25 protein-coding genes are annotated in these 26,240 nt (G+C 45.9%); 10 read left to right on the plus strand and 15 right to left on the minus strand.

The genetic code is table 11. The annotated features are described in order from the left end of the window. Nucleotides 1-103 precede the first annotated feature (103 nt). The 5 genes from LZG73_RS11540 to LZG73_RS11560 form a co-directional block, all read right to left on the minus strand. On the minus strand, nt 104-502 hold the full coding sequence (locus LZG73_RS11540) for a type II toxin-antitoxin system VapC family toxin (RefSeq protein WP_233849038.1): 399 nt from the start codon (nt 500-502) through the stop codon (nt 104-106). Continuing rightward, a complete protein-coding gene (locus LZG73_RS11545) occupies nt 499-723 on the minus strand; it encodes a type II toxin-antitoxin system Phd/YefM family antitoxin (RefSeq protein ID WP_233849040.1) in 225 nt (74 codons plus the stop codon). The genes LZG73_RS11540 and LZG73_RS11545 overlap by 4 nt, the downstream gene beginning before the upstream one ends. Nucleotides 724-813: 90 nt before the next feature. Further along, nucleotides 814-1,707 carry a ThuA domain-containing protein gene (locus LZG73_RS11550; protein WP_233849041.1) on the minus strand — a complete coding sequence of 298 codons (894 nt, stop codon included), beginning with the start codon at nt 1,705-1,707 and terminating at the stop codon, nt 814-816. Between the two features lie 45 nt (nt 1,708-1,752). Next, nucleotides 1,753-3,888 carry a metallophosphoesterase gene (locus LZG73_RS11555; protein WP_233849042.1) on the minus strand — a complete coding sequence of 712 codons (2,136 nt, stop codon included), beginning with the start codon at nt 3,886-3,888 and terminating at the stop codon, nt 1,753-1,755. Nucleotides 3,889-3,907: 19 nt separating this feature from the next. Next, entirely contained in the window at nt 3,908-6,154 is a 2,247-nt protein-coding gene (locus LZG73_RS11560) for a M1 family aminopeptidase (RefSeq protein WP_233849045.1), read from the minus strand. 360 nt (nt 6,155-6,514) lie between these two features. Between LZG73_RS11560 and LZG73_RS11565 the strand changes: the two genes are divergently transcribed. Continuing rightward, nucleotides 6,515-6,883 carry a hypothetical protein gene (locus LZG73_RS11565; protein ID WP_233849046.1) on the plus strand — a complete coding sequence of 123 codons (369 nt, stop codon included), beginning with the start codon at nt 6,515-6,517 and terminating at the stop codon, nt 6,881-6,883. On the opposite strand, the gene LZG73_RS11570 is transcribed toward LZG73_RS11565, so the two are convergent. Then, complete coding sequence (locus LZG73_RS11570) at nt 6,865-7,062, minus strand: hypothetical protein (protein WP_233849047.1); 198 nt, start codon at nt 7,060-7,062, stop codon at nt 6,865-6,867. The two genes, LZG73_RS11565 and LZG73_RS11570, sit on opposite strands and share 19 nt — an antisense overlap. 153 nt (nt 7,063-7,215) lie before the next feature. Between LZG73_RS11570 and LZG73_RS11575 the strand changes: the two genes are divergently transcribed. From LZG73_RS11575 to LZG73_RS11590, 4 genes are all read left to right on the plus strand, one after another. After that, a complete protein-coding gene (locus tag LZG73_RS11575) occupies nt 7,216-7,803 on the plus strand; it encodes a hypothetical protein (RefSeq protein ID WP_233849048.1) in 588 nt (195 codons plus the stop codon). Between the two features lie 237 nt (nt 7,804-8,040). Next, on the plus strand, nt 8,041-8,796 hold the full coding sequence (locus LZG73_RS11580) for a thioredoxin family protein (RefSeq protein ID WP_233849051.1): 756 nt from the start codon (nt 8,041-8,043) through the stop codon (nt 8,794-8,796). Between the two features lie 138 nt (nt 8,797-8,934). Continuing rightward, nucleotides 8,935-11,100, plus strand: a complete 2,166-nt coding sequence (locus LZG73_RS11585) for a PQQ-binding-like beta-propeller repeat protein (protein ID WP_233849059.1) — start codon at nt 8,935-8,937, stop codon at nt 11,098-11,100. A gap of 120 nt (nt 11,101-11,220) precedes the next feature. Then, nucleotides 11,221-11,628, plus strand: coding sequence for a helix-turn-helix domain-containing protein (locus tag LZG73_RS11590; protein ID WP_233849061.1), 408 nt, complete (start codon nt 11,221-11,223; stop codon nt 11,626-11,628). Here the strand turns inward: LZG73_RS11590 and LZG73_RS11595 are convergent. Then, complete coding sequence (locus tag LZG73_RS11595; RefSeq protein ID WP_233849063.1) at nt 11,603-12,529, minus strand: hypothetical protein; 927 nt, start codon at nt 12,527-12,529, stop codon at nt 11,603-11,605. The two genes, LZG73_RS11590 and LZG73_RS11595, sit on opposite strands and share 26 nt — an antisense overlap. 119 nt (nt 12,530-12,648) lie before the next feature. Continuing rightward, a complete protein-coding gene (locus tag LZG73_RS11600) occupies nt 12,649-15,621 on the minus strand; it encodes a DUF2723 domain-containing protein (RefSeq protein WP_233849066.1) in 2,973 nt (990 codons plus the stop codon). A 346-nt stretch (nt 15,622-15,967) separates the two neighbouring features. On the opposite strand from LZG73_RS11600, the gene LZG73_RS11605 reads away from it, so the two are divergent. Beyond that, on the plus strand, nt 15,968-17,920 hold the full coding sequence (locus LZG73_RS11605; protein ID WP_233849068.1) for a response regulator: 1,953 nt from the start codon (nt 15,968-15,970) through the stop codon (nt 17,918-17,920). Between the two features lie 9 nt (nt 17,921-17,929). Here the strand turns inward: LZG73_RS11605 and LZG73_RS11610 are convergent, their stop codons facing one another. The 7 genes from LZG73_RS11610 to LZG73_RS11640 all read right to left on the minus strand — a co-directional run bounded on the left by LZG73_RS11610 (nt 17,930) and on the right by LZG73_RS11640 (nt 23,659). After that, nucleotides 17,930-18,592 (minus strand): response regulator transcription factor, encoded by a 663-nt coding sequence (locus LZG73_RS11610; RefSeq protein WP_233849070.1) that lies wholly within the window; start codon nt 18,590-18,592, stop codon nt 17,930-17,932. Nucleotides 18,593-18,662: 70 nt separating this feature from the next. Continuing rightward, nucleotides 18,663-19,970, minus strand: coding sequence for a HAMP domain-containing sensor histidine kinase (locus LZG73_RS11615; protein ID WP_233849072.1), 1,308 nt, complete (start codon nt 19,968-19,970; stop codon nt 18,663-18,665). Between the two features lie 456 nt (nt 19,971-20,426). Then, nucleotides 20,427-20,633: a hypothetical protein gene (locus tag LZG73_RS11620; protein WP_233849074.1), complete on the minus strand. Its 207-nt coding sequence runs from the start codon at nt 20,631-20,633 to the stop codon at nt 20,427-20,429. Between the two features lie 214 nt (nt 20,634-20,847). Next, the gene (locus LZG73_RS11625; protein ID WP_233849076.1) at nt 20,848-21,546 is read right to left on the minus strand and encodes a hypothetical protein; all 699 of its coding nucleotides are present in this window, start codon (nt 21,544-21,546) and stop codon (nt 20,848-20,850) included. Nucleotides 21,547-21,570: 24 nt separating this feature from the next. Then, nucleotides 21,571-22,350 (minus strand): DUF4097 family beta strand repeat-containing protein, encoded by a 780-nt coding sequence (locus LZG73_RS11630; RefSeq protein WP_233849078.1) that lies wholly within the window; start codon nt 22,348-22,350, stop codon nt 21,571-21,573. Nucleotides 22,351-22,386: 36 nt separating this feature from the next. Next, entirely contained in the window at nt 22,387-23,157 is a 771-nt protein-coding gene (locus LZG73_RS11635; RefSeq protein ID WP_233849080.1) for a HEAT repeat domain-containing protein, read from the minus strand. Continuing rightward, nucleotides 23,141-23,659 carry an RNA polymerase sigma factor gene (locus tag LZG73_RS11640; RefSeq protein WP_233849082.1) on the minus strand — a complete coding sequence of 173 codons (519 nt, stop codon included), beginning with the start codon at nt 23,657-23,659 and terminating at the stop codon, nt 23,141-23,143. The genes LZG73_RS11635 and LZG73_RS11640 overlap by 17 nt, the downstream gene beginning before the upstream one ends. Before the next feature lie 192 nt (nt 23,660-23,851). Here LZG73_RS11640 and LZG73_RS11645 point away from each other — a divergent pair, with 192 nt between their 5' ends. The 4 genes from LZG73_RS11645 to LZG73_RS11660 all read left to right on the plus strand — a co-directional run bounded on the left by LZG73_RS11645 (nt 23,852) and on the right by LZG73_RS11660 (nt 26,238). Beyond that, on the plus strand, nt 23,852-24,904 hold the full coding sequence (locus LZG73_RS11645; RefSeq protein WP_233849084.1) for a sensor histidine kinase: 1,053 nt from the start codon (nt 23,852-23,854) through the stop codon (nt 24,902-24,904). Continuing rightward, a complete protein-coding gene (locus LZG73_RS11650; RefSeq protein WP_233849086.1) occupies nt 24,880-25,020 on the plus strand; it encodes a hypothetical protein in 141 nt (46 codons plus the stop codon). Before LZG73_RS11645 ends, LZG73_RS11650 begins: the two co-directional genes overlap by 25 nt. After that, entirely contained in the window at nt 25,017-25,790 is a 774-nt protein-coding gene (locus tag LZG73_RS11655; RefSeq protein ID WP_233849088.1) for a LytTR family DNA-binding domain-containing protein, read from the plus strand. Before LZG73_RS11650 ends, LZG73_RS11655 begins: the two co-directional genes overlap by 4 nt. Before the next feature lie 142 nt (nt 25,791-25,932). Continuing rightward, nucleotides 25,933-26,238, plus strand: coding sequence for a hypothetical protein (locus LZG73_RS11660; RefSeq protein ID WP_233849090.1), 306 nt, complete (start codon nt 25,933-25,935; stop codon nt 26,236-26,238). The last annotated feature ends 2 nt before the right edge of the window (nt 26,239-26,240 follow it).

Here is a 26,240-nt window from a genome sequence, read left to right on the forward strand (position 1 = left end):
AATCCTACTAATCTGATAGACAAAGTAAAGTTAAACCCAAATAAATAACAAGAGTTTTTTTTCGAATTGCAGAAATAATGCAAAATTTGAGTGCACTTGCCGATTACCAAATGACTTTCAATCCATCCGAAGCATATTTCCGTATGTTATCGTCATCGCTGATCAGGGTGTGGTGATGCAGCATTGCTTGCCAAATCAGCATGCGATCGAAGGGGTCCTTGTGGTAAGTTGCAGTGAGTTTATAGAAGCTGCTGGCATCCGATGCAGTCAATGCTAATATTTCAAATCCGGCTCCTTCACAAATGTCAGGCAACAAAACCGGATCTGTTGTTCCTAAACGAAGCTTTCCTGTGCTGACTTTAATCGAGATTTCCCAAAAGCTTACTGAACTTATATAAATTCTATTTTCCGTGTTTGAAATAATGTCCTTTACGGGATCGGATAATCTTTCAGTTTCAAAAAAAGCCCAAAGTAGTACGTGTGTGTCCAGCAAATAATTCATACGCCAAATTCGTCCTCCGTAGTTATATGAAAATCTTCACTCATAAAAAATTCCCCCTTACCTTTTAAAATGCCAAGTGTCCTCGGCTCCTTTTGTTTATCATTTGGAACAAGAATAGCTTTAATCTCCTTTTTTCGTCCAAATGTTATTCCTATTTTTTCCCCTTTCTCAACCTCCTTCAGAACCTGCGAAAAGTGCGTTTTAAATTCTCCGACTGACATAGTTTTCATTATAATAGCTTTTTACCAAATATAAATCTATTTTGTCAAGTTGTCAAGTTGGATGAAAGTTCCGGTTCTACATCTTCATTTTCAATTCACTTTCTTCATTAATGCGTCCAACTCGGCTTCGGTTGGGGTGGTGGATGTGATGCCCTGTTCGGGGATTTTTGCTTTTGCGGTCCAGGCGATGGCATTCAGGACTATTTTTCTAAAATTGTCATTCCCCCAATTCTTATGCATATGCCCTCCCGAAAAGCCAAAACCTCTGCCTCCATCGGGCCGGTCGACCGCCCATGCAACAGGCTGCAACTCTTTTTTAACAAGCACTGCTTCTCTCACGGCCGGATTATTCGAATGCGTTCCGTCCTTGCCTTTCAATGTCGACTCGGGCGGAAGCGCCTGTAAGATGGGCGTAATATTCGTCATATTGTCTGCAAACCGCATGTGATAATACCATTCGTCGGTGATGGAAAATGGCTTCACGCCATTGGAAATCGGATGGTCTGGAAAACTTGCAAATGCCGCTTCCCAAACGGGGTTAACCGACCAGTTGATTTCAAAATATCCCCCAATCCAGTCTTTCATGTAATTTCCAACCTTGCCTTCCGGCGCTTCCAATGCAAAGTGAAGCATGGTTATGCCCACGCCTTTTTTAGCCAGACGATCAATCTCTGCCAGATGCGGCATAATAAAATGGTCACCTCCCCCATCGGCGTAAATTACTATGGCTGATGCATCATTCAGCACGGTGCTGTCTTTTGGCCAGCCATTTTGCATCAAAACCGCATTAACGCCAGGCAAACCCTCATTCATAGCCTTCACCAATAAAGTGCTGCCGCCAATGTGTTCGTGTTCACCTTTTCCATGACTGTCCGGCCCGGCGATGAATACAATTTTTTGTGCAAATAAACTGCTGCTTATTAATGTCAATAATAGAATGATTTTGAGTTTCCGGTTCATGCCAATGTCGGGTCGGTGAAGCATTAAGTCGGTAAAAAATCACGCCATTGACTTTGAACATGCAGATAATCAATGAATCATCAGTTTTTTAACAATGCTCTTTCCGTTTAGATTGACTTTAAGAAAATAGATTCCCGGGGCGAGCCTGGCGGGTAAAAATGAGTTCGGAATGTTTGTTAATGTCATTTGCGACCGGTTCAAAATCTTGCCTGAAACATTAGAAAGGATTAACTCGCTTTGGACGCCTTTCCCATCCGAAAGCCTGATTTTCATATCCTGCGCATTGGACGGATTTGGAATGATTTCGACAAAATCATCGTCCGTCACATTCGCATTCGTCAATGCAATGATCTTTGAATAAACGAATGTTCCATCCCTATCAACCTGCTTTAACCGATAATAAACAACATCAATATTGCTTTTAGAAATGCTCTGATCCGTCCACTTATACTGGCTGGTCTGAGCAGCATTGCCCGCAGCCGCGACTCGGCCCGCTTCCTGAAAATTTTGTCCGGAAAAAGAACGCTCGACCGAAAAGTAATCGGCATTTTCTTCCATAGCGGTTTCCCAATCCAAAACGGCGTTCGCATTTTCCTGCCAATGTCCATGGAATGAAACGAGTTTTACAGGAAGCGCGGGGGCGGATTTGACGTTGAATGTATCGCTCACACAACCATATTGATCCTGCACAATGTAATCGGTGTCAACCATTGGTGAGACACTGATCGCTCTTGTTGAGGCGCCTGTGCTCCAAGTGTAAACACCAATATATGAGGCAGTTAATGTCACCGAACTTCCTTTTTGCACCGTAACGGCTTGCCGTTTGCTCACATCTTTCTCCATCGTAAACTGGTCCATAATTGCACCGGTGGAAGTTACCCACCTGGCATCAAGCCGGTTGCCTTCCACTTCCAAAATCATCGCGCCGCCCTGTGAGGCGTTGGCGAATGGCAAAGCATTGTGCGGATAACCGGCCTGTGTTCCGCCCAGTTGGCCTGCCGAACCTGCGACGACATAAACCGTCCCCTCATTTTTAACTGACTTTTTAATGTATGGACACGATTCAGCGGAACCGTCATATTTGCCAGAAGATTTGCTCAAATGATTCGCCGTTGCATCAAAAGCACTTTCCAAGCCATAATGCCCTTTCATCAATTTCGATCTTTCATAGTCGTGACTATGTCCGCAAAGGATCAGGTCAACGCCATTTCTTTCCAAAATCCTGATGAAGTTCTCGCGAATCTTGACCAGCTCACTCTCGGAATCCGAATCGTGCGAGCCCTTTGTGTAAGGCGGATGATGCCAGTAAGCAACCACCCAATCCTTATTCGCATTTGCCGCCAGGTCTTGTTTTATCCAGCTGACCTGCTTTCCCAGTGTGTCATAGAGCCTGGTTGCATTGTCTTCTTTGCCATACGAATCGAGTGAAAGAAAATGCATGTTGCCATAATCAAACGAGTAATAAGCCTCTGTTCCTGTGGCGATTCCGCCAGCTTCTCCTGATTTCGGGATTGTGAACATATCGTAATAAGGCACTGCGTGATCATTTTGCCGGACCTGGCTGTTGGCATAATCATGGTTGCCCGGACATGGGAACAAAGGGTTTTGTTTTAAAAATTTATCCTTATAAATGTTAAAGAAACCGCTCTGATATTCCGCATCCGTTCCGCTGTTGTAAGCGTTGTCTCCCAGCAAAATCCAGGCGTTCATGTAATTTTTGCCCAGATAATTTTGCATCTGGTTTCTCACATTAACCTGATTCGCAGAGTTGTTCCCGCAATCCCCGAAGACGCCGATTCGATACTTTGCAACTACACCGATCGCCGGAGCGGTTTCAAAGAAATTGTCGGCATTGCCTTGTAGAAGCAACGAGGAAGTCCCGACGGAATAATAATAGCGCGTGGCAGGCTGCAATCCTGTTAATTTGACTTCGTGATCCGTAATCAACGCGCCGTTATCGACCGTGTTCGTTAATGCATTGGCTGCGTTTCCAAATTTGACACGACTGTCGGAAGGCTCAGACGTCCGCCATCGGATCACGATGCTTTGGGATGTTGCGGATTGAAGATAAGGGCCGCGCAGCAGGGTCGGGATAAATGCCGTTTTTGCGGAAACACAATGACCGGCTGCATCAAAAGTCAATGCAAAAATGCAAACCGCCGCGAAAAATAGGCTTGCTTTCAAGTTCATCAGCAATGTATTCATGTATGTATAGGATGTTGTTTTACCGTTTCAAGAACTTCGCACTTGTGATCACCTTTCCTCCCACATCGTGGATTTGTAAAATGTAAAGGCCGGGCGCTAAGTGCGCAGTGTCAATCTGGTTTTCTTTTGATGAACTTGCACTGATGGTTTCCAGATAATGACCTTGAATGTCGAAGATTTGTGTTGAAACAGGCTCTTTAAAATCCAGCGCAAGTGAGAAATGCAGCTTATCGTCAACGGGATTTGGGGAAATAACAAGTTTTTGACTTTCCGCAGATTGGCATTGCGCGTAGACAATGCGGGAATGCTGCTCGGTGCCGTCGTAATCAAACTCGGCAATGCGATAATATTGATTTTCAGCATTTAATGCTTCGTCAGTGAACGTGTAAGTGTTCAAATGTTTGCTGGTTCCGCTGGCATCCACAGAACCGATATTGGTCCAATCAACCGCATTATGACTTTTATGAATCTCAAAATGATCGGCATTAACCTCTTCCGATGTGACCCAGTTTAGTTGTGGCTGACTGCCATTGCAATCAACCGAGAACGATTGAAATTTGACGGGAAGCGGATCGGACGCTTTTGTAAGCGTGTTGTTTTTGGTAACAAGCCATTTTTCAGGATCAAAAACGACAGCGTCAGCAACAAAGCCCAGGTTTTCGGTAAATATTTGTCCGTTACTAGTGTTATCGAGGACCACCAGTTTCTGCTGACCGGTTCCTGTATTCTTAAATAATAAAGGAATGGGGAGCTGAAAGAACCCGACGGACGCATGTGAAGTCGTTTGACTCAGCTTCACCTGAACCGAATTTCCCTTCGGAAACCAATCGACCTGATAAGAGGGATAACCCTGACCGGTAAACCATTGATCAAAGAAATAGGTAAGATTTTTGCCACTCACAGCCTCCAAATGGCTTTTCAGATCAGCGGTTTTCGCAAACCCATATGCCAATGCCGGATCTTGCAAATAGTTTTTGACAGCAGTAAAAAACGCAGCATCACCCAAAATCCAGCGGAGCATGTAAAGCAGGTGCGAGCCTTTGTAATAACTCAGTCGCTGACTGAAAATGCGGTTTGGGTTGCTTATGTCGTCCACCCACACGGAGCCGCCGGGCTGGGAAGTGACCAGATTTATCCCTGCTGTTCTGTTATTGAGCGTGTTAAGGGGAAATTTATTCTCCGTGTAAATGCTCGCAAAATGTGTTGCAAATCCTTCATTCAGCCAGATGTGCTCCCAGCTTCCGCAAGTAATTTTATCGCCAAACCACTGATGCGCAAGCTCATGAGCGATTAAATTTTCGCCCATATTGACCATAAATGAGCAAGTTTGATGTTCCATTCCGCCGCCAAACATGAATTGCACATGCCCGTATTTCTCCTTTTTGAAAGGATAATCACCAACCAGATTGCTAAACTGAACCATTGCATTCATTGCGTTCTGGGCACCTGCTGCAAATGAAGCCTGACTTTCGGGATAGCAATAAGTTTGCATGGGAACCGTCGTTCCGCCTATATTAACGCTATTGTTGAGGACATTATAATTCGTCACCGCCAGGCAAACGAGATAACTGGCAATGGGATAACGATGCTTCCAATGCGTTACAACTTTCGAATCCGGCACTGGCACTTCCGACTGCAAAAGACCATTTGATGCGCCTTTGTAATTCGCAGGATGTTTGAGATAAACGTCAATCGAATCCGCTTTGTCGTCCAGGCCGTTTTTACAGGGCCACCAGTCTCTGGCGCCATACGGCTCGCTTAGCGTCCAAAGGGCCGGATCTTGATTTGGACCGTGCGTTCCGGTTACAAACGTAGCAAAGGCAGTTGGTGGCACGCCTTCATAACTAATGCTAACAGAGTCTTTCACGCCAGCGGCAATCGGAGCCTGCAATGAAATGTTCAGTGCATTGTTGCTGTGGGTAAAGGTTGCGGGAACATTATGCTGCGATACGATGCTCACATTGAGTTCATTAGCAAGATCCAAGGTGAGTGAGTTTCCTGCGCTCTTCATTACGAAATGAACAGTGACTACACCTTTTATATAGCGAATGTTGGGATCAACTTCCCACTGGCACCGATAATAGGTTACCTCAAAATTCTGTGAAGCACTTGCCCTCGCATTTTTGTCACCATATTCCAGACGCCGTTTGAAGGTTTTCAGCTCCATTTCGGAAATATGCGCAACATCGTCCGTGTCAGGAACATTTTCCTGCGCACAGACCAGACAACTAATAAAAAGCAAAATACTGAGCAGAAATATCCTCATAGTGAGCGGGTCTGGTGATCGGGGTAGGTTAAGTAAGTTATTTTATTGGTTGCGGCAAAATCATAGAACCGCATATTGATTCCAAAACCAGTTAGCCAAGTGACGCTATGAATTTTTTATCGGTAAAATCATTTGAAATAATTGAGCAAGCTATGCCATATGTTGAAAAAGTCTACACATTTAGCAGGTCAATTACGCACAAACGCCTGATGCGGTCATGCTGAATGTCCATAAGCAAGTGTAAGACGTATAATGTGATATAATTGTTAACAATGTCCGCTAGTAGCCTGAATACCAACGCGAAGTTGATGATATGGCATAGTTTTAACATAAACGTGTCCGATCAAAATCGCGACTGTTATGGAAATCGGCACAATAAAGGCATTACACGTTTTTATTCATGAAGAGCAATACGTCACGGCTGAACTTGAATTAAACTTGAAGGGCGTTAATTATTCTTTTGGCGGTCCCAATACTTTTCGCTCCGGGTTACACGGAGGAGCTTCATGCGATGCGCCTTGCATAGGCAGGTTTTTGTTCCGATGCATGGAGATTTGCGGCGTTGACAATCTAGATTTATTGAAGAGTCATAAAGTTTTGGTGCACGTTGAAAACGAACAAGTGATCGCCATAGCGAATGTTGCAGGTGACCGATGGTTCAACCCGAAATTGGAATTCAAAGAGATGAAGCTGGAAAAAGCTTCCAGCATTCATCCCAACTTTATATGATAACTTCCTTCATCCTCTGTTTCCAGAACGGACATTTCAACTGAGCCTTCTTTTTTATTGACTCTCAGATAATTTTCTACGGCAAGCATTGCCTCGTCTTCTGACGAAGCACCGGTTACGGCGAGTATAACGCCTGCTTCTAATTTTCCGGACGGATCTTGGTTTGTGATATCAGGCATATTCTCAAATGTTTTGTTTCTAGCCGAGTTAAATTCCCGTACCAGAATGATCACAACAACGTAATATAACAAAAAACAGCCCGCTAATTGCGGGCTGTTCGTTGACAGACATTAGCTTTCTCAGATTATTTCTGAGGAGTCGCTGGTCTTGAAGTGCTGCTTCCTGGAACTGTCGATGACGATGAAGGTGTCGTTGCACTGCCAGGAACCGTTGATGACGGAACTGTTGTGCTTTGCGGAACAGTTGTTGGTTGCGTTGTATTATTTGGGATGCTGGTCGCTGGAACATTTCCGCTTGGCACTGAGCCTGATGAAGGCTGTGTCGTGCTTCCCGGGATTGTTGTTGTCGATGTTGGATTCGTAGTTGTTGATCCGGGCTGCGTTGTTCTATCAGGAACTGTTCCTGGGGGAACTGTCGACGGCCTTGTTGATGTGCCTGGTACAGTGGTTGTTGACTGCGACGACGTGCTTGTTCCAGGTTGTGTCGTGCTGCCTGGTTGTGTTGATCCTGGCAATGTCGATGGCTGCACTGTGCTTCCAGGGACTGTTTTTGGCTGTGTCGTTGTGCTTCCCGGCGTTGTTGTTGACGAAGGTGAGGTCGTTGAACCGCTTGTCGATGAACCGCCAGTTGATGGTGTACTGCTAGAAGGCAAGCTCGTCTGTGCGAACACGGCTGTTGAGCATAACATGGCTAATGCGAAAATATTCAGTTTTATCGTTTTCATGATTATTGACTTTTAGTGATAATCTTCATTACTATAACGTTATGAAAATGAATGAACAAGAATCATACCAAACCCCAATTTGGTGCTAATAAATGCGAGTATTCTGACTATTCAGGTTCAAACCACACCTTACATCAGCATGCTATTGTCTCAAATGCCCCCGATAAAATGCAGTTTTACCCAGCTTCAATTACAAATTAATTGGGGAAGTTTGTAATCAGCAAGAACCCGTAACATTAGCAAGCAAACCGATATGACAACTGAAAATCTCACAGAAACCGCTGAAAAGCATCGCGTTGTGACGCAGGAAGAATGGATCGCATCACGCAAGGAGCTGTTAAAAAAGGAAAAAGAGCTTACCAGACTTAATGATGAACTTGCAAGGCAGCGCCGCAACCTGCCCTGGGTAAAGGTTAACAAATCTTACATCTTTGAAGGCGAGCAAGGCAAACAATGGTTAGCAGATCTTTTTGACGGCAAAAGCCAGTTAATAATATATCATTTTATGTTTGCTCCTGGCGATAAGGAAGGCTGTCCCGGATGCTCATTCATGGCAGATCATATCGATGGCGCAAACTTGCATCTGACGCATCATGACGTTTCGGTTGTAGTCGTTTCGCGTGCACCATTGCAAGAATTGTTACCATTCAAAAAGCGAATGGGCTGGAACTTCAAATGGGTTTCGTCGTTTGGCGGCGATTTCAATTACGATTATTTCGTGTCTTTCACTGAAAAACAAGTTGAAAGCGGTGAGGTCTACTACAATTATGCATATGCGAAGCACGACGAAGGGACGGAATCGCCTGGAACCAGTGTGTTTTACAAAGATGACGCAGGTAACATTTACCACACTTATTCCACTTACGCGCGCGGGGGCGACGTCCTCATTGGTGCGCAAAACTTTCTTGACTTGACTCCAAAAGGAAGAAACGAAGTGGGTGTCATGGATTGGCTGCGGCATCATGACAAATACGATGACTTTAACGCCGGAAGCTGTTGCAGTCACTAAATCATTCACAAGGGTTGAACGCGTCGAGTTAATTCAGGATAGTAAAATGAAGCAATAAGCCCCTTTTGTGAGGGTCTGTTTTTGGTAAAATAAAAACGGACTTCCTAGGCCACGCTTTCAGACGGATTCAGCCCTTTTATGATTGACTTGCTACGCAATAAGCACCGCTTATTGAAACGAAAATATGCCCTGCTGCCAGCATTCGCTGCTTTTGCGGCGCTGGCAGCTTACCAAACAACAGATAGCGATCGCAGTTGGGCAATTTACAAAGCCGACGCTGAAAGCACCAGCTACTCTCCCCTCACCGAAATTAACACAACCAATGTAAGCCAGTTGCAGCCCGCATGGACCTTTGCAATCAAGGACATGAAAGACGGCGCGCGCCCTGGCAGCAGCGAATGCAACCCGATCATTGTCGATGGCGTAATGTATGCCACTTCGGCCAAGCATTTCGTGTATGCCATCGATGCTGGAACGGGTAAGCAAATCTGGTCTTTCGACCCTTTCAATGGTGCGGAAGGCGGCGGGGTGAGCCGAGGCGTAACTTATTGGGAAGATGGAAATGATAAACGGATTTTAGTAACTGGCGGCGATGTGCTTTTTGCATTGAATGCGCAAACCGGTAAACCGATCCGCTCGTTTGGCAAAGACGGCGAGGTGAGTATGAATGTTGGATTAAGGGATGATCCTGAAACCATTTCAGTGATTCCGACGAGTCCGGGCATTGTTTATAAAGATCTGCTCATTATGGGTGCCGAGGTTTCGGAATTGTATGGCGCGCAGCCCGGCTACATTCGTGCCTATGATTGCAGGTCCGGGAAGCTGGCTTGGACATTCCACACCATTCCAATGCCCGGAGAACCGGGTTATGAAACCTGGCCAGAAGATGCTTACAAATATGCTGGCGGCGTAAATGATTGGGCGGGCATGAGCCTGGACCTCAAAAGGGGCATTGTGTTTCTTGCTCTGGGTTCTCCAAGTTATGACTTCTACGGCGCCGACCGAAAGGGCAACAATCTGTATGGCAACAGTGTGGTCGCTTTGGATGCGGCGACTGGCAAATATATCTGGCATTACCAGCTCGTGCACCATGATCTTTGGGATTACGATTTGCCCGCGCCGCCCAATCTGGTCACTGTTCAAAGGAATGGGAAAAATGTCGATGCCGTGGCGCAGATTACAAAGCATGGATTTGTGTTCGTGTTCAGTCGAGAAACGGGCGAGCCGTTATTTCCGATCGAAGAGCGCAAAGTGCCGGCATCCAACATTCCCGGTGAATATGCGTCGCCCACGCAGCCATTTCCATTAAAACCGAAACCCTTCGCCCGCCAATGGATGACAGAGGAAGACCTCACCGCGTACAGCGCAGCCGGGCATGATTCCATTGTCAGGAAGTTCCGCGCTATGCGTTATGAAGGACTTTTCACACCGCCCGATCTGAAAGGGACATTGATGCTGCCCGGCACGCGCGGTGGCGCTGAGTGGGGCGGCGCGGCTTACGATCCAGGCTCATCGGTGCTTTTTGTCAAATCCAATGATTCACCGGAAATCCAGTCGATGAAGAAAGTGGACGCGGAAAAAGAAGCAAAGGACCAAACCGTTTTTGATCAGGGAAAAAACATTTACACAACATATTGCGTGGCCTGTCATGGCAAGGATAAAAACGGTGATGAACCTAATTATCCGTCGCTTATCGGCCTTAAAAACCGAATGACACGTGAGGCTGCATTGGACAAAATAAAAAAGGGAGGTGGAAAAATGCCTGCCTTCGCCAGTGTTGTGAAAGGAAAAGAAAAAGGAATTGTCGCTTATCTGTTTGAAAAAGAGCAGAATTCAAGCCTGGTAACCAAAATGGAAACGGGCCAGACGCAGGCAGGCGCTGACAAATATTTGAACCTGACTGCCTACGGACACTTTCGCGATCCCGACGGGAACCCCGCCCTGCGCCCGCCCTGGGGCACATTGAATGCAATTAACCTGACGACGGGTGATTATGAATGGCAAATTCCGTTAGGAAACAATACGCGTTTGCAGCAGAAAGGCGCGCCGGAAACCGGTCAGGAAGGCTCAGCTGGCCCGATTGTCACCGCAGGAGGCCTGATATTCATCAGCGGAACAAATGACAAAAAGCTCCGGGCTTTTGACAAAAAAACAGGGAAGCTCCTCTGGCAAACGCTGCTTCCGGGTGTTGCTAATGCGACCGCCTGCACTTATCAGCATCAAGGCAGGCAGTATGTTGCATTGTCGGTTGGCGGAAATAAAGAAAATCCTTCCGGCTTCATCATGGCCTTCAAATTGCCCTAAATGCACAAAAGCAAAACGAATCCGATTTTGATTGTTTTTGCCAAAATTAATTAACTTTACTTACGAAAAGTTAGTAATAAATAAAAGGTTAGTAGTAAACCTTTGGTTAGTTAATGTTCTATGAAACTCTTGGAAGACAGATCAGAAAAGCATTCCGTAGTTGAATGCAACAGCAAGCTAAGCGCAATCAGCGACGCGCTTTATGTGATTGGCGGTAAGTGGCGTTTACGGATTATTATGGCCTTGTCAGAAGGCAACAGTCGGTTCAATGAGCTGCAAAGGATTGTTCCTGGCATATCAGCACGCGTTTTGTCCAATGAATTAAAAGAGCTGGAACTGACCGGGTTTGTGGTCAGGAATGTGTATACACAAGTGCCCGTTGTTGTTGAATACAAGCTCACAGAATACAGCCGGACGCTGGATAGCGTGCTGGCCGCGCTCGTTGAATGGGGCGAGGCGCACCGGGCGAAAATCAAAGCAGAAGGGCAGTCGCAGGTGGAAATTATTGCTCAGGAAGTGACACTGTAACGTGCCACATATCGCCTGAATTGGTGACCTTTTCGGTGCCCCACACGCCTCGGCCGCCATCCGGACGCAAGTATACGCTGAAAATCAGACTCGTAATATCGGAGCCGGTAACCATCACGCTGCCGCACGCAGCACCATTGGCGCAGCTGCCCGTTATGGTCGATTTGTTGTGAAGGATCTTGGTTTTTGAATCGTCCAGCACCATTTCTTTATTGCCCGAAAGTTTCACCAATGTTCTGCCCGGCGATTGCAGTTCAAGCTCCGTTGCAAAGCCCAGCCGGTTGTTTGCAAAGTTTGTCGTGGCCCCCAAACCGATAAGCGAGATCACCGGATTATTGACTGGCCGACTGAATTGCAGCCTTAATTTGCCATAATAATAACGGCTCGTGTCCGCAGTCGGTGCCTTTGACGCAAGCAATGGCTTAGCCGACAAAAAAACCTGCAAGCCAGCATTGGAATACAAATTAACGCCTCTCCCCGCCTCTCCTTTCGGATGCGACGTGAACATTGTGTGCGTGGAATCTGTGAAATAGTAATTGTTGTTCACCACCGGAACCGACCGCACCTGACTTGCACTTGCTCCCGACGCCGCCCCAAACGTCATGCCCGTAACGTGCTGCGGGACAGTAATATAAGGTTGATCGTCGAAGCTGAATGTGACCGAGAGCGGTTTCTGTGGTTTTTGAAAATAGATTCCTTCGTCCTTGCTTCCATTGTTATTTATAAAAAAGCTCAGCGTCTGCGGAATGGACGTGGGTCCCTTGGTAACAGGGGCCGGATAACTGTTGTTGACGCCATCCTGGACAAATTCCAGTGTGTTTTGTGCATTGGTTCTAAATGCTGAAACAGAGGTCAAAAGCAAAAGGAGTAACCGCGCGGAGGGACCGTGTTTTAGGAGCATGTGTAGCGAATTAAGAGTCGTTGAGTTGGTTTGCTAACTGCAATATAATGTTCCTTCGCTAAGTTTCCACGCACGCGGTTGCCTTTTAACATTAAAAATATATTGCGGCAAATGAAGAATTAGTTACCGCCGTACATATTGAATGCGAGTAAATGTTTCTTGAAAATAGCCTCATATTGCTGCGCCGCTGCATCTTGTTTTGCACGCCTGCATTCCTGCACAATCGTTTGCAGCGTGTAAAGGTCTACATTGACGTCCCGGTTTCTGATCCCGCCTTTTTCCTTGATCCAGGTAAGATTTTCGTCGGACCGCAATGCCATGATCCGGGCTGAATCCAGCGCTTTTTTGTTTTCCCCGACATCGAACAACATTCCCACAAAACCAACCGAAAACTGATCATACGGGATCGTGTCGTCCGGCATAACGGTCATGGCTTTGTTGACCACTTCCTTTGCTTTTTTCAAGTCATTTTCCGCAATCAGCTGTCCTGCCAGTCGCAGGAATGAAATACGCGCAGTGGCGACCGGCGATCCGCGATAAGTGTCGTCATAGTAAACATTGGGATCATTCATCGAGCGCCATTGCATTTTTTTCATCATGTTGTCATACATGATTTCTGAATTGACGTAACCATCCGAAGCGCCCTGCACGCGCACAGGCAGGAGCCGATAAGTATAACCTTCGAGCTGCAAGTATTCCTGCAATCCGAGATTGTGCGTTGCGCCCATTGTCGAAGAAAAATAAACCGGCCTTTCCCAATTGTTGCTCGCAATGATATCCAGGATCACAAGGTCACTTTTGTAAAGGTCTTTTGTGCCAATGTTCCAGCTCATCGAGTCACCCAGCATCGGAACGAGCTCATTTTTCACAATGTGCATGGACTTTACTTTCTGCGAATCCACCGGCAGAAACAGCGTGGATGAAGGCAGAATTGAGGTCATATCACCACTGGTGAGCGGAACCTGAATGGCCTTGTTGTTTTGTTTGATCAGTTCGAGATATTCTTTGAGGTTAATGCCATTCTTCACCGCAGCAATTTCATAAAACGGCACATATTCGTTTTTCCCCGTCGCATAATTGGCCATATCCAGCGAGAGCGGCAATGCTTCCGACTTGTTGATCTTTCGTTTCAGCTGTTCGATATACCAGTCAATCCCCAGAAAGGTCTGCACGCAAACACGAACATCCGTCCGCACGCCTTCCACTTCCTGCAAATACCACAACGGGAATGTGTCATTGTCGCCACCTGTGAAAAGAATGGCATTCGGGGCGCAGGAATTGAGCAAGTTTCTGGCAAAATCAACGGAATGAAAACGGTTGCGCCGGTCGTGATTATCCCAGCCTTTTGCCAATAATATAAGTGGAACCGATATACTCGCAGCCACGGCCACACCTGTCCGCACCCTGGCATTAAAAATGGCCTTTTGTAAAAATGCGGCAACCGCCAAGACCCCAAAACCGATCCAAATGCAAAAAACATAAAACGAGCCGACATAAATGTAATCGCGCTCACGCGGTTCGGTAGGTGGCGGATTGAGATAAATGACAAGCCCCACGCCTGTCAATATAAACAGCAGACCAAGCACCAGCAGATCGTCGCGGCGCTTGCCATACATCCACATAAGTCCGGCAATGCCGAGGAGGAAAGGCAGCATGAAAAAGTTGTTGTGACCGCGATTGCTTGCAATGGAAGAAGGAAAACTGCCGGCTGCATGCCATGGCAGCAATGTGCCCGCACCTTCCTGATCACTCTCCCGACCCACAAAATTCCAAAGGAAATAACGCCAATACATGTGACCAATCTGGTGCGAAAACATGTAAGAAAGATTGTGTCGCATGGTCGGCTTTTCGCCTTCTGCCAGACCCGTCATTTGCTGGTAAAGCTGCGGATGGCCGGGCTGCGCGCTATACATTCTCGGAAACAGCATCTTACTGCCGGGTTCATATTCGTAAATGGGCCGGTAATCGATGATTACGTATTTTCCATCCTGCTTGCGGTAAATGGGCGCACCGCGTTTTTGGCTGATCGGTTTGGAAGTAAAAGACGGGCCGTACAACAACGGGCGGCTTTCATACTGCTCTCTTTTAAGGTAGGAGACGAAGCGCAGCACATCACTTGGATTATTTTCATTGATAGGCGGATTGTACTCCGACCGCACCAAAACCATCATGTAAGAGGCATAACCAATAAGAACAAAAGCAAGCGAAAGCAGGCCGGTGTTGAGTAAAACCTGCGCTTTCCGATGCGCATGCCGGATTGCCCACCCCAGCGCTCCAAGAAAAAACACCACGAAAAAAATGATTCCGGAATGATAAGGGAGCCCCAGCGAATTGACAAAAAATATCTCAACCTTTCCTGCCAGATCGGGCAAGCCGGGAATGATCCCTGAATTGATGATTGCTAAAATGAACAGGCCGCAGCCAAATGCGACAATGCGTCCTAAAATCGTCGGTTTGGGATATTTTTTGAAATAATAAACCAACGCCAGTGCGGGAATGGTGACCAGGTTAAGCAAATGCACCCCGATGGAAATGCCGACGAGATAGGCGATCAGGATCAGCCAGCGGTTTGCCGTTGCCGGGTCGCTTGTCTGCTCCCATCTAAACACGGCCCAGATTACGATTGCTGTAAAGAATGATGACATGCCGTAAACCTCCGCTTCGGCGGCTGAGAACCAGAACGAATCTGACCATGCATAAGCCAATGCGCCAATGGACGCAGCGCAAAAAATCAGGACCGTTTCTGACCTGGAAAGTGCTCCTTCGGCTTTTCCAAGCAACTTTTTAGCAAGAATTGTGATGGTCCAGAACAGAAAAAGCACCGTAAAAGCGCTGCTCAGCACCGAAACCATATTAACCCAATAAGCAACGCGCGTGACGTCGCCGAGCGCTAGCAGGGAAAAAAGTCTTCCTACGAGCAGAAAAAAAGGCGCCCCGGGCGGATGGGGCACCTGTAACTTAAATGCAGCTGCAATAAACTCGCCGCAATCCCAGAAACTGGCAGTTCGCTCCATCGTCACCACGTAAGTAAGAAAAGCGATAAAAAAGACTGCCCAGCCAGTAATGTTGTTCCATTTTTTGAAAAGTGTCATGTTAAGTTGCGTTTTTTCGAGTTCCAAAGCTATTGAAACGGCCAAAAAAGAGACTTCGCCAGACTCTTAAAAAACGTTAACTGACCTGCTCAAAATCAAGCTTTTAACTTAAATTAACAATCGATAGGATTGTGCAGATTTGTCAATTTAAAGCGGATATCCATTGGCTTACATAACATTACTAAGCTTTGGCTGCATTGATCTGCATTCCGCCTGTTCTTAAAATCGGACTAGACTAATTCCAGCAGATGTCAACGCTAGGCACAATATTTGACCAATTCCCCCAAAATCGCGTTCGGTTACTGCCTTCTTTTTTTCCAGAAACTTAAAATAGAGGAGATTTGCCATGGATCGCAATCAGGTTATGAATAACATTTCATCAGATATTACGAGCTTAGTGCACCTGGAGCGGACCAGAATATTGGTCGTTGATGATCATGCGGATACGCTCAGATACATTGAATTAATGCTGACTCGTGATTACGAAGTGGTGACGGCAATCAACGGCATTATGGCGCTTGAAAAATTACGCGAAACATTGCCGGCGCTTGTTGTAAGTGACGTGACCATGCCAGAAATGGACGGGTTACAGTTGCTGAAAGAAATCAAAAAAGATCCTTACAGTGCGCACATTCCGGTTATTCTGCTCACTGCCAACGCGGGTGAGGAGGCCAAAATCGAAGGATTTGAGGCTGGTGCGGACGATTATATTGTAAAGCCGTTTTCGGAAAAAGAGCTCCGCGCTCGCGTAAAAGCACAGATCAAACTGGTGAAGACCAGATCCCATATTGAAAAACAACTCAGTAATCTCTTCGAACAGGCGCCGGTTGCCATTGGCGTTTTGAAAGGGCCGTTGCACGTTGTCGAGCTGATGAACCCAATGGCGCTGAGCATATTAGGCAGAACGCAGGAGGAAATTTTACATAAACCATTTGCCCAGGTCTTGCCGCAAATGAAGGAACAGGGCGTTGAGGAAATTTTAAATTATGTGTTTAACACGGGTAAGCGACGCGTTACCGAGGAAATGAAGCTGGTCAATTACAAAGGCGGCAATCCCAAAATTACGTATCTCAAACTGATTTATGAGGCACAGCAGAATTCGGAGGGCATTGTAACCGGCGTTATGATCGCGGCATTTGACATTACGGATCAGGTGAACTCGAAGCGGATCAGTGATGAGAGCGACGCCAATCTAAAACTGATATTGGAGAACATGCCGCACATGTCCTACATTGCCGATCCACACGGATATCTGACCTATTATAATCGACAGTTTTACAATTACACCGGACTCAATCCGGAGATTGCACTTGGCCTCGGCTGGACGACAATGGTGCATCCCGACATGCTCGACGTTGTTAAGCAACGCTGGCACGAATCCATCACCACGGGTTGCGATTATGATTCCAATTTTTTGATAAAACGGGCGAGCGATGGTGCTTACCGCTGGCATTTGTCGCGCGCAACGGCGCTTAAAGGAGAAAACGGACAAATTATGCAATGGGTTGGAACGCTTACAGACATTCACAGCCAGAAAATGTTTGCGCAGGAATTGGAGCGGAATGTGAAGGAGCGGACGAGAGAGCTGAGACAAACCGTTGCCCAGCTTGATCAGTTTGCTTATGTCGCTTCCCATGACTTGCAGGAACCGCTCAGGAAAATCAGGACATTTTCGTCCATGTTGAGAGAAAACATTGATCCCGAAAAGAGTCTGGTTTATTTTGAAAAAATAGAATCTTCTGCCAGCCGAATGACCGAACTCATCAATGATGTGCTGTCTTACAGCAGGTTAAGCAGCAGCGAAGCGCTCTTTAAGCCGGTTGATCTGAACCTGATTTTTGAGAAAGTAATGATGGATTTTGAACTGGCGATCAACGAAAAGAACGCCGTCGTCCATTGCGATCCACTTCCTATCATTGAAGCTATTCCATTGCAAATGAATCAGTTATTTGCCAATTTGATTGGAAATTCACTGAAATTCTGCTCAGCGTCTCCCGTGATCGAGATCAAGTCGCAGATCGTTTACACAACCAATGCAAAAGCGCTGCAAAGTTCGACTCCTAAGCCCATGTTAAAACTGGTTTTTCAGGATAACGGCATCGGTTTTAAGGCTGAAAACAAAGAAAAAATATTTCAGCTGTTTCAAAGATTGCACGGACAGGCCGAATACAAAGGCACCGGCATAGGGCTGAGCTTGTGCAAGAAAATTGCCGAGGGTCACAAAGGAAACATTAGCGCCGAATCGCAATATGGCAGCGGGGCTACATTTACGGTTCATCTTCCCTTGAAGCACGAATGATGCGATTCGCTAAGAATTGGCCTGAGAAAACTCGTCTGTGTCTTTTTTATAAATCTCTACCTTCTTGAACAATTCAAGCACATTGGTCACCTGCAATTTCTCGTAAATCCTTGCTTTGTAAGTGCTTACGGTGCTTTCCTTGATGTTAAGATCAATGGCAATGTCTTTGGTCCACTTGCCGGTTAGCAGCATATCCATGATTTCCAGTTCTCTTTTAGAAAGGATTTCAAGCGGACTTTCGCGCGTCTCGCGTTCCAGGATCGTGTTGTTGACGAGTTGCGCCTGAACCACGTTGCTAATGTAAGTGCCTCCGTTTAAAACGCAGTTCACGGCTCGCTCCAGATCCTCGTTGCTGGCATCTTTCGCCAAAAATCCATTCGCACCCGCTTTCACATAATGCAATGCATAAAGCTCCTCTTCCTGCGAAGAAAACACCAAGATCCTGACCGAATCCTGAATTGCCCTAATCTTGGTTATCATGTTAAAGGCCTCACCACCAGGGATTTTAATATCCAGAATCACGAGATTAAAGTGTCTGGAATGCAGTATATCGAGTGTGTCGGCGAAAGTGCCAGCCTCCACAATGGTTACCGATGGCATAAAATCTTCTATCAGCAACCTTACACCCATTCTCACAATAGAATGGTCTTCAACCAGTAAAATTGTTTTCATCAAATCGCTTTTCTCTTTTCCTCAAATGTATCTTATGAACCGAATATACGTAGAACTTTCACTACAACATTTATTTCTGAAAAATGATGTGAACGCACGCGCCTTGTGCCCCATTCGGCTCCGCAAACAACGTTGCCTGAATTAAAGCACTGGCTTCCTTTACAATTACGAGCCCCATGCCAAAACTGTCGGGGTCGAGCTCGGGACTGGGCACTTTTTCATCGCTATTGATCCATTTAATAAGCGCAGGACTCATTCCGGGCCCCGTGTCTTTCACCGTCAAATGTAGTTTTTCACGGTGGTCTATATGTGCAACTTCGATGGTGCCGTGATGCGTCACTTTGTTGGCATTATCAATCAAATTATGCAGGATAATGCTAAGCAATTGGAGGTTATTTTTCAGGATTACGCCCGGTTCAATGCTGTTGATAAAAGTGTTGCTGCTGTTCTCCGCTTCACCCGAAAAAATGGCAAATTTTTGTTCAATAAGCTCATAGACATCCAGATACACAAATGTTACGCGAATGTTCCGATAGCGAAATTGCGTGTATTCCAGCAAGTTTTTCATAAAATGATACAACCGGTAACTCGACTGGCTGATCGCGCGCACAGTTGGCAAATCGGGATGACTTTTGGCAAGCCGCCCGGTTGTGGCCATCAAAAACCGGAGCGGACTTTTAATGTCATGCGAGATGCTTGCCAGCAGCAATTTTTGGTGCGAATATTCAGTTTGCAGCCTGTTCTGCGAATCTTCAAGAAACGTCAGACTGTCCGTCAGTTCAATGGTGCGGGCATCCAGCGCATTGATTGTCTTGTAAAAAGAATCGAAAAAGAAGTAATTGATAATAAAAAAGAAGGCGAAATTGTGAAGCAGCTGAATGAAAACCGTCACTTTTTCTGCCTCTCGTGGTCCCCATGGAATGTCGATCCCGAACTGGTTTTCGATAAACATAAAAATAATAAACGGCGCCACGCCAAGCGCGGAGTAAAATGTCCCCCAGCGGTTGCCTAAGCCGTAGAAAGCATACATGCTGACAATCACAACATATTGCAGTGTAACTAGGTGAAAGCCGTGTTCGAACAAGAAAAGATTCGTCAGAATAATGCCCTCAAAGACCAGAATGGCAATGTGGATGGCCTTTTTCCAATTGAGCCCGAGATATAACACCAGATAATAAAGACCGATTATCCCGAGCAGACAGGCAACGCGCCTGATTTGAAAGGTGTGCCCTTCGGCAATGTAAAGCGCGAGCAATATGGTTGTGGTTACGAGCCGGAGATGAAGCGAGTATGTTAAGACTTTAATGCGTGCAATATTGAGGACATTCGTTTCCTCAGCTAATTGTTTCCTTACCGGCCAATCAAGAATGGATCTCATTTAATACTAATGTGCGTCACGTTTTGCTAATTCCCAATCAATTTAATCCAAACTATTCTATACAGCGTCATATCTTGGTTTACTTAAAAACCTTCAATATCAGCAATTATTTTTTGGGAAGGGAAAACGAAAAGAACAAAAGTATCTAAAAATGATCGTAAATTTTGTAGAGAAATTGCTACAATTTATTTGACACGCCGCTACATCTAATTTTAACTTTTGATTGTATGTTTGTATATCCTTCTTTGTGTGGTGGTTGTGCAGGCGAGTGGAAGGGTCATCAAAGCATGAACGTATGAAATACGTTATAAACGTTGAGTATATATTACACCTTCCGGTCCTGCCGTGAAGGTGTTTCGTGTTTAAGGGGACTCTGGTAACTGGACTGGCAATGTGGCATTCATGAACGCCTGAGAATTTGAAGAGGAACGGAGAGTAAATATGGTTGAATGTTGCTTAACCTTGCAATTTGTCCTGCGATTGTTTTTTAGATTTTTTGACCTGGCCTGGTGTGAACTCACCATTGATCCACCTAACGAAGTTTTTAGACTGAACCTGGTAAACCTGTGCCGACAATGGCTTTAAATCTGATTGTTCAATTTCTTTCAAATAATCTGCTAGCAACCTGTTAATTTCTTCCAAATACTTACTCTGTGTCTTCATGTGTTTTAGTGAAATGAATAAAAAAACTTTTTGTCCAGTCAACGGCAATTGATTCCCTGCTAACTGGTTGCAAGTATAATTTATTCATTTTAATGAAGTTGTGTTTTTGGGGTGATCGGGCTGTTTGGTTGGGGTGTAACAACGCCTCGATGGGGGCAAGATTTGAAGCAATCCTGCCCTTTTTCGGGTTTTCCGCTTTTTCCTGAAAATTAGATTATTCCTTGCTGCGTAAATAAACGTCGTTGCTGATGGATTCCAGTCTTACTTCCGGACCTCCGCCTTTGAATGTTCCTTCCAGCAGATAGCCGACGATCGGATTTTTCTGTTTTTTATCCTTGAATACAATGTCCAGATCGGAGTAGACTTCACCGGTAATTGTCTTCATGGCCACATTTGCGCCCTTTCCTTTGGGCCAGCTCATGTCCACATATCCGCTGATGGTTTTGGCATGAACGGTTGTGACCGCTCCCTGAATGTCAATGTTGCCATTGATGGTTTCCAAATTTAATTGCGCATTTTTCGGCATGAAAACCTGGTAATTGATTTCGCTGCAAACGTAAATCCGGTTTTTCCCATCATCGCTGCTCCATGAGCTTTTGCTTTCCGGGCAGTCTTCCGCTTGACCCGCTCTGATCAATTCTTTATCATAATCGGTGCTGAGCGCCACTTCCTCGCCGGTTGTTTTTTCAGTCACCGTAAGCGCGTCATTGAGTCTGCCCTGGTTAATGGTAACCGTAATCTTCACCGAAACTTCCGGCTTATCCCAATAGCGCACGCGAATGCTGTCTGCGAATTTCAGGTTTAAGTTGACCGTCTTACCCGCAGTGTAAGGAAGGTTTTTCTGGATGATTTTCTGCGCAAATGTTGCGTAGCAACTCAATGCGAAAATGAAGGTCAGGACAATGTTTTTCATGGCTAATAATGCTAAATGTGAAGATTATTTTTGCTTGCGGATGTAAATGTTTCCGCTAATTGTATGCAGATTCATTTCAACCCCTCCCCCATTGATGGTCCCTTCAATGTTGCTTCCACCGCCCACTTTTGACATTCCGTCCTTGGTGCTTTTGATGCCGAGGTCAAAGTCGGTGAACATTTCTCCGTTGATCGAGCGCAGTTTCAGGTTTGACTTCACAACTGCCGGAAGCGACACGTCCACGACACCGCTTATCGAAGAAATCGCCGTCGGTTTTTGCTGGTTAAGATTTGAAAAAAGTGCTTTGATTTCGCCGCTCGTTGTGTTTGCAACCACCGGCCCGGTCACATTGTTCAGATCGATGTCCGCATTGTTGGTGCGCACTTCCAGATCGCCGTCCACATTGCTGATGCTCACTGCCGAGCCGCCCTGCCAGTTGGTTTGCGTGTAAAGGATCGATGCCCTTTTTGGAAGCTTCACCGTGTATTTCACCGATTTGCGGGTTGCCTTCTCAATTTTCAGCCCGCCCGCTTCCGGTGTCACTGCTAGTCCAATGCCCGAGTTGTCAACAGCCGCGTAATAAATCGGTTTCAATCCTTTTGCCCGTTCTGGCGGGCCTTCATAACCGGAGGATGCGGTTATAATCACATCGTCACCGCCATGGCCTTCAATTTTGACATCGCCAGCGCCCATTTCAAAAGTCACTTTCCCTGCACCAGCAGGCAATTTTGTTTTGTATTCCTGTGCATTTGCAGAAAGTGCAAGGCATAGCAATCCCGCACCAATTAAGCGTATTGTTTTCATGGTAATAAATATAAATAATGGATAAAATTCTGTTAATCAGGCATCTGCACGCAAGCGCGTGATGCCTTCTTCGGCTTTGAGCCGGACCACATCGAGGACATCTCGGTTGTTGGCGATTTGCATAAATTGCGCTTCGGCACGTTTTTCCTTGATTGAAACGAGCGATTCAATGAGCGAAATCTGCACATTAGGATCGGACTGGATCGCCAGCGATTGAATAAGCGCCTCGCTTATGCCGGGTTCACTCTGAAAGTGCAGCAACGCCTGACAAGCGGCAAGACGAACATTCACATTCGGATCAAAATTCAGCGTATTAATCAGCAACTGGGTGATATCCGTGTCAACCTGGGCCATATCATAGCTTTGATTGACCGCCAAGATCCGCTCACTGGCTGAGGTCACATTCATTTGTTCAAATGCAAGCACTTTCTTCATCTCATTTGCCGAAGCTTCCGCTCCGGATGAAGCCACATTCGGATTTCCCACAAACTTCCTCTGCATCAACCAGCCACCTGTAAATCCGACGATTAACAATGCAAGCCCTGCCGCAATGCGGACAATCCAGCTTGTGATTTTCCGCACCGGAGTTTGCTGAGGCGGGTCCAGCTGCGCCGCAAGCTGACTGCTAAAAAGTAATGAAGGATGTTCATTGCGTGTTTCGGTAAAATAATTGAACTGCGCCGCATGGCTTTTCAAATGCTCCGGAACATGCGCGTTTTGGAAAAAATTTTTCAGCTCCCGCTCCTCTTCCACGGACGTTTCACCATCGTAATATTTTTCCAATAATATCTCAATATCCTGACTCATAGTTGCTTGCTTTTAAATAACGTTCACGAAGCTTTTGCCGCGCTCTGGACAAGATTGTGCGAATGTTCGCATTGCTCAGCCCCGTAATCTGCTCGATCTCCTCAATTGAATATTCTTCTACATCACGCAAATGCATCACGAGCTTATGCTGCTCAGGCAGTTCGTCGATGAGACGATGAATGAGCGCGTGGTCGTCACTGTTTTCGAGCTGACGGTGAGGCGAAAGTTCAGCGGCCTGCACGCTGGTCACATCGGCATCATGTTGCATTTTCTGTTTGTGATGCGATTTGAGCCTGTCCAAACATACATTCTTTGTCATTTGCACAGCCAATGCCTCTATGCTCTGATAACTTTCCAGCTGTTGCCGGTTGGTCCAAAGTCTGAGAAACACATCCTGAATGGCATCTTCCGCTTCCTCGCGGTTACGAAGAAACATTTGCGCCAGTCGGAACAGGCGGCCTTGCACAGGAAGAATGCGTTGGTTAAAGGCTTGTAAATCCATTTCAAAGACATAGACGACTCAACAGAAAATACGTTACAAGTTGACGCACTTTTTTTTATTTCTACCTAGCCACCCACTTCACTTCACATAAAAATAAAAACGCTTCGCATAATGTGCTGGGGAAAAGATGAGGGGATGGGTTAGTTTTGCTTTTATCAATAAAAATTAAATTTAAAGCTAAAAAAGCCTGATATGGCCTTTGTTCGGCGACTTCTGGATCAATCAAAACTTCCGCTTTCGGTCAGTGAGTTCTGGCGTTATTCATTTGGATATTGGAGCATTTTTGCCGTAATCACCTTTTGGCAGCTTACAATGCTCTGGCTCCTCCGGCAGGGATCGTCGATGGGCATGCATGAGGTTTTTATCTGGCTGCTGGACGGACTTTTTTGGTGGTCGACCACGCCATTGATCTTGTATGCTTCCCTCAAAATTCCTATCACTTTCAGACTAAGAAAGGAAGGGTTAATGTTGCCGGTTTTTTATCATTTACTCATCGTTACATTTCTGAACATTCTGGTTAACACTTTTCATTACTATATAACCAACCCACTGATGTTTATGGCCATAGGCCAGGCCGTGCCGCTTGAAAAATACATTTTTTCGTTTTTCATGGCTTACACAAGCAGCTTTGGGCAATATATGTTGCTCGTGGTCGGCTTCAACAAGGTTTCGTACATCTATATGTATCAGGAACTGAAGCAACAGCATTTTGAGACGGAACTCAAAAATGAGCAGCTCCGCGGACAATTGGCCAATGCGCAGTTGCAATCATTGAAAATGCAGCTTAATCCGCACTTTCTGTTCAACACGCTACACGCTGTGGTGAGCCTGATGATCAAGAACGACATTCGCAAAGCGACGCAAATGATCACTACATTGAGCGATCTTTTGCGTGCTGTGCTGGTCAACCAGAAAGCGGATTTTATTCCTTTGCAGGAAGAATTGAAACTTACGCGCCAATATCTGGACATTCAGCAGATCCGGTTTCAGGATCGCCTGAAAGTGCAATACAACATTGATCCTGCCTCCGAACTTTGCCCGCTGCCGCAACTTATTTTGCAGCCATTGGTCGAAAATTCTGTGACGCACGGCATTTCAGATCTTACAACCAATGCACTGATCAGCATAACGACTTGTATGGGAACGGATGGACTGAAAATTGAAATTGCCGACAACGGAATCGGGGCCAATCAGCGCAAAAGCAGTCGAATGGCATGGGAATGGGGCTGGAAAACACCGTTTTGAGGCTTGAACAAGCTTACGGCGAAAAAGCAAAGCTTATTTTTGATCAACCAGCCGAAGGCGGCACCATTGTTACACTTCACATTAACGGGCAACCCAAAAACAAAATCACCAAATGAAGCACTGTTGTCTGATCATAGACGATGAAATTCTGGCGCGCGACGTCATCCGCACATTCCTGAAAGACGACCGGACAATCGAGGAGGTGGATGAAGCTGCGAATGGTTCCGAAGCCGTCGTTAAGGTGCTGCAACACAGACCGGACATTATTTTTCTCGACATTCAAATGCCCGAGCTCAACGGCTTTGACGTGTTGAAAGAAATCTGGCCGCACCATCAGCCTTTTGTAGTTTTCACGACTGCCTTTGACCAATATGCGTTGCGTGCCTTTGAAGTGAATGCGGTGGATTATTTGTTGAAACCATTTGATGAGATCCGTTTTCACCAATCATTGGGAAGGGTCAAAGAACGCCTCAGCCAAAAAGCCCAACCACGCGTGGAAGAGCTGGTTAACAGCCTGCTAAGGGAACAAATCGAAAAAAAAGACGGAAATTTTCTGCAAAGAATCCTGGTGAAGGAGGCGGGTCGGATGTATTTGGTGAAACTGGATGACATTACACATTTCACGGCGGATGGCAACTACATTTCATTGCATACGCGCCAAAAAATTTACACCATTTACGAAAGCCTCGGCAGTTTGGAAAGCAGGCTTGATCCATCCCTGATGATCCGCACGAGCCGTTCCAGCATTGTAAATCTGAACTACATTTCGGAGCTGGAAAACTATTTCAACGGCGAATATATCGTCCACCTTTCGACCGGTGATAAAATCAAATGGACGAGGGGTTTCCGGGACAATATCAAGGCTTTTCTAGCCAAGATCGGTTAGCGTAGAATACGATTCAAAAGCGCGAATCGACATTCCGGATAACGAATTGAACACATTAAACAATTGCTTGCTTGTTTCAACGGTTTATGGGTCAAATTTGTCATTGAGTAAAACAAGTTTTACGCAATCGTTAGCCATAACCATGAAACGTTCCATCATTTTCCTCGGCTCCGCATTCTTTGCGGGCGCCCTTGCCGCTGCTTATGTGCGCGGAAATCAACCAAAAATCGCTTCCAGCAACCATTCTGCGCGGGTTGAGTCGGCAAATGTCCAGCAAGCAGTTCGCCGCAAATACATTTACGATGAAATGGCCCATAAGCTCGTCGCTTATTCCGCCTCAGAGGCGTCTTTTTCGGAAGCAAAACAAGGCCTTACTTACAAACTAGGAAGCCGGATTTTGAAACTGACCAAAAAGGAATGCACTGATCAGCAGCTTTTTATGCTTTGATT

The organism is Dyadobacter sp. CY326 (assembly GCF_021390515.1).
Lineage (GTDB): Bacteria > Bacteroidota > Bacteroidia > Cytophagales > Spirosomataceae > Dyadobacter.

What these genes read in the sequence shown, in the direction of transcription:
- LZG73_RS11540 (WP_233849038.1), bottom strand. Translation starts at nt 502, where the DNA reads ATGAATTATTTGCTGGACACACACGTACTACTTTGGGCTTTTTTTGAA.
- LZG73_RS11660 (WP_233849090.1), top strand. Translation starts at nt 25,933, where the DNA reads ATGAAACGTTCCATCATTTTCCTCGGCTCCGCATTCTTTGCGGGCGCC.
- LZG73_RS11580 (WP_233849051.1), top strand. Translation starts at nt 8,041, where the DNA reads ATGACAACTGAAAATCTCACAGAAACCGCTGAAAAGCATCGCGTTGTG.
- LZG73_RS11565 (WP_233849046.1), top strand. Translation starts at nt 6,515, where the DNA reads ATGGAAATCGGCACAATAAAGGCATTACACGTTTTTATTCATGAAGAG.
- LZG73_RS11555 (WP_233849042.1), bottom strand. Translation starts at nt 3,888, where the DNA reads ATGAATACATTGCTGATGAACTTGAAAGCAAGCCTATTTTTCGCGGCG.
- LZG73_RS11560 (WP_233849045.1), bottom strand. Translation starts at nt 6,154, where the DNA reads ATGAGGATATTTCTGCTCAGTATTTTGCTTTTTATTAGTTGTCTGGTC.
- LZG73_RS11585 (WP_233849059.1), top strand. Translation starts at nt 8,935, where the DNA reads ATGATTGACTTGCTACGCAATAAGCACCGCTTATTGAAACGAAAATAT.
- LZG73_RS11610 (WP_233849070.1), bottom strand. Translation starts at nt 18,592, where the DNA reads ATGAAAACAATTTTACTGGTTGAAGACCATTCTATTGTGAGAATGGGT.
- LZG73_RS11655 (WP_233849088.1), top strand. Translation starts at nt 25,017, where the DNA reads ATGAAGCACTGTTGTCTGATCATAGACGATGAAATTCTGGCGCGCGAC.
- LZG73_RS11620 (WP_233849074.1), bottom strand. Translation starts at nt 20,633, where the DNA reads ATGAAGACACAGAGTAAGTATTTGGAAGAAATTAACAGGTTGCTAGCA.
- LZG73_RS11650 (WP_233849086.1), top strand. Translation starts at nt 24,880, where the DNA reads ATGGGGCTGGAAAACACCGTTTTGAGGCTTGAACAAGCTTACGGCGAA.
- LZG73_RS11630 (WP_233849078.1), bottom strand. Translation starts at nt 22,350, where the DNA reads ATGAAAACAATACGCTTAATTGGTGCGGGATTGCTATGCCTTGCACTT.
- LZG73_RS11615 (WP_233849072.1), bottom strand. Translation starts at nt 19,970, where the DNA reads ATGAGATCCATTCTTGATTGGCCGGTAAGGAAACAATTAGCTGAGGAA.
- LZG73_RS11595 (WP_233849063.1), bottom strand. Translation starts at nt 12,529, where the DNA reads ATGCTCCTAAAACACGGTCCCTCCGCGCGGTTACTCCTTTTGCTTTTG.
- LZG73_RS11625 (WP_233849076.1), bottom strand. Translation starts at nt 21,546, where the DNA reads ATGAAAAACATTGTCCTGACCTTCATTTTCGCATTGAGTTGCTACGCA.
- LZG73_RS11570 (WP_233849047.1), bottom strand. Translation starts at nt 7,062, where the DNA reads ATGCCTGATATCACAAACCAAGATCCGTCCGGAAAATTAGAAGCAGGC.
- LZG73_RS11550 (WP_233849041.1), bottom strand. Translation starts at nt 1,707, where the DNA reads ATGCTTCACCGACCCGACATTGGCATGAACCGGAAACTCAAAATCATT.
- LZG73_RS11640 (WP_233849082.1), bottom strand. Translation starts at nt 23,659, where the DNA reads ATGGATTTACAAGCCTTTAACCAACGCATTCTTCCTGTGCAAGGCCGC.
- LZG73_RS11605 (WP_233849068.1), top strand. Translation starts at nt 15,968, where the DNA reads ATGGATCGCAATCAGGTTATGAATAACATTTCATCAGATATTACGAGC.
- LZG73_RS11590 (WP_233849061.1), top strand. Translation starts at nt 11,221, where the DNA reads ATGAAACTCTTGGAAGACAGATCAGAAAAGCATTCCGTAGTTGAATGC.
- LZG73_RS11645 (WP_233849084.1), top strand. Translation starts at nt 23,852, where the DNA reads ATGGCCTTTGTTCGGCGACTTCTGGATCAATCAAAACTTCCGCTTTCG.
- LZG73_RS11545 (WP_233849040.1), bottom strand. Translation starts at nt 723, where the DNA reads ATGTCAGTCGGAGAATTTAAAACGCACTTTTCGCAGGTTCTGAAGGAG.
- LZG73_RS11635 (WP_233849080.1), bottom strand. Translation starts at nt 23,157, where the DNA reads ATGAGTCAGGATATTGAGATATTATTGGAAAAATATTACGATGGTGAA.
- LZG73_RS11600 (WP_233849066.1), bottom strand. Translation starts at nt 15,621, where the DNA reads ATGACACTTTTCAAAAAATGGAACAACATTACTGGCTGGGCAGTCTTT.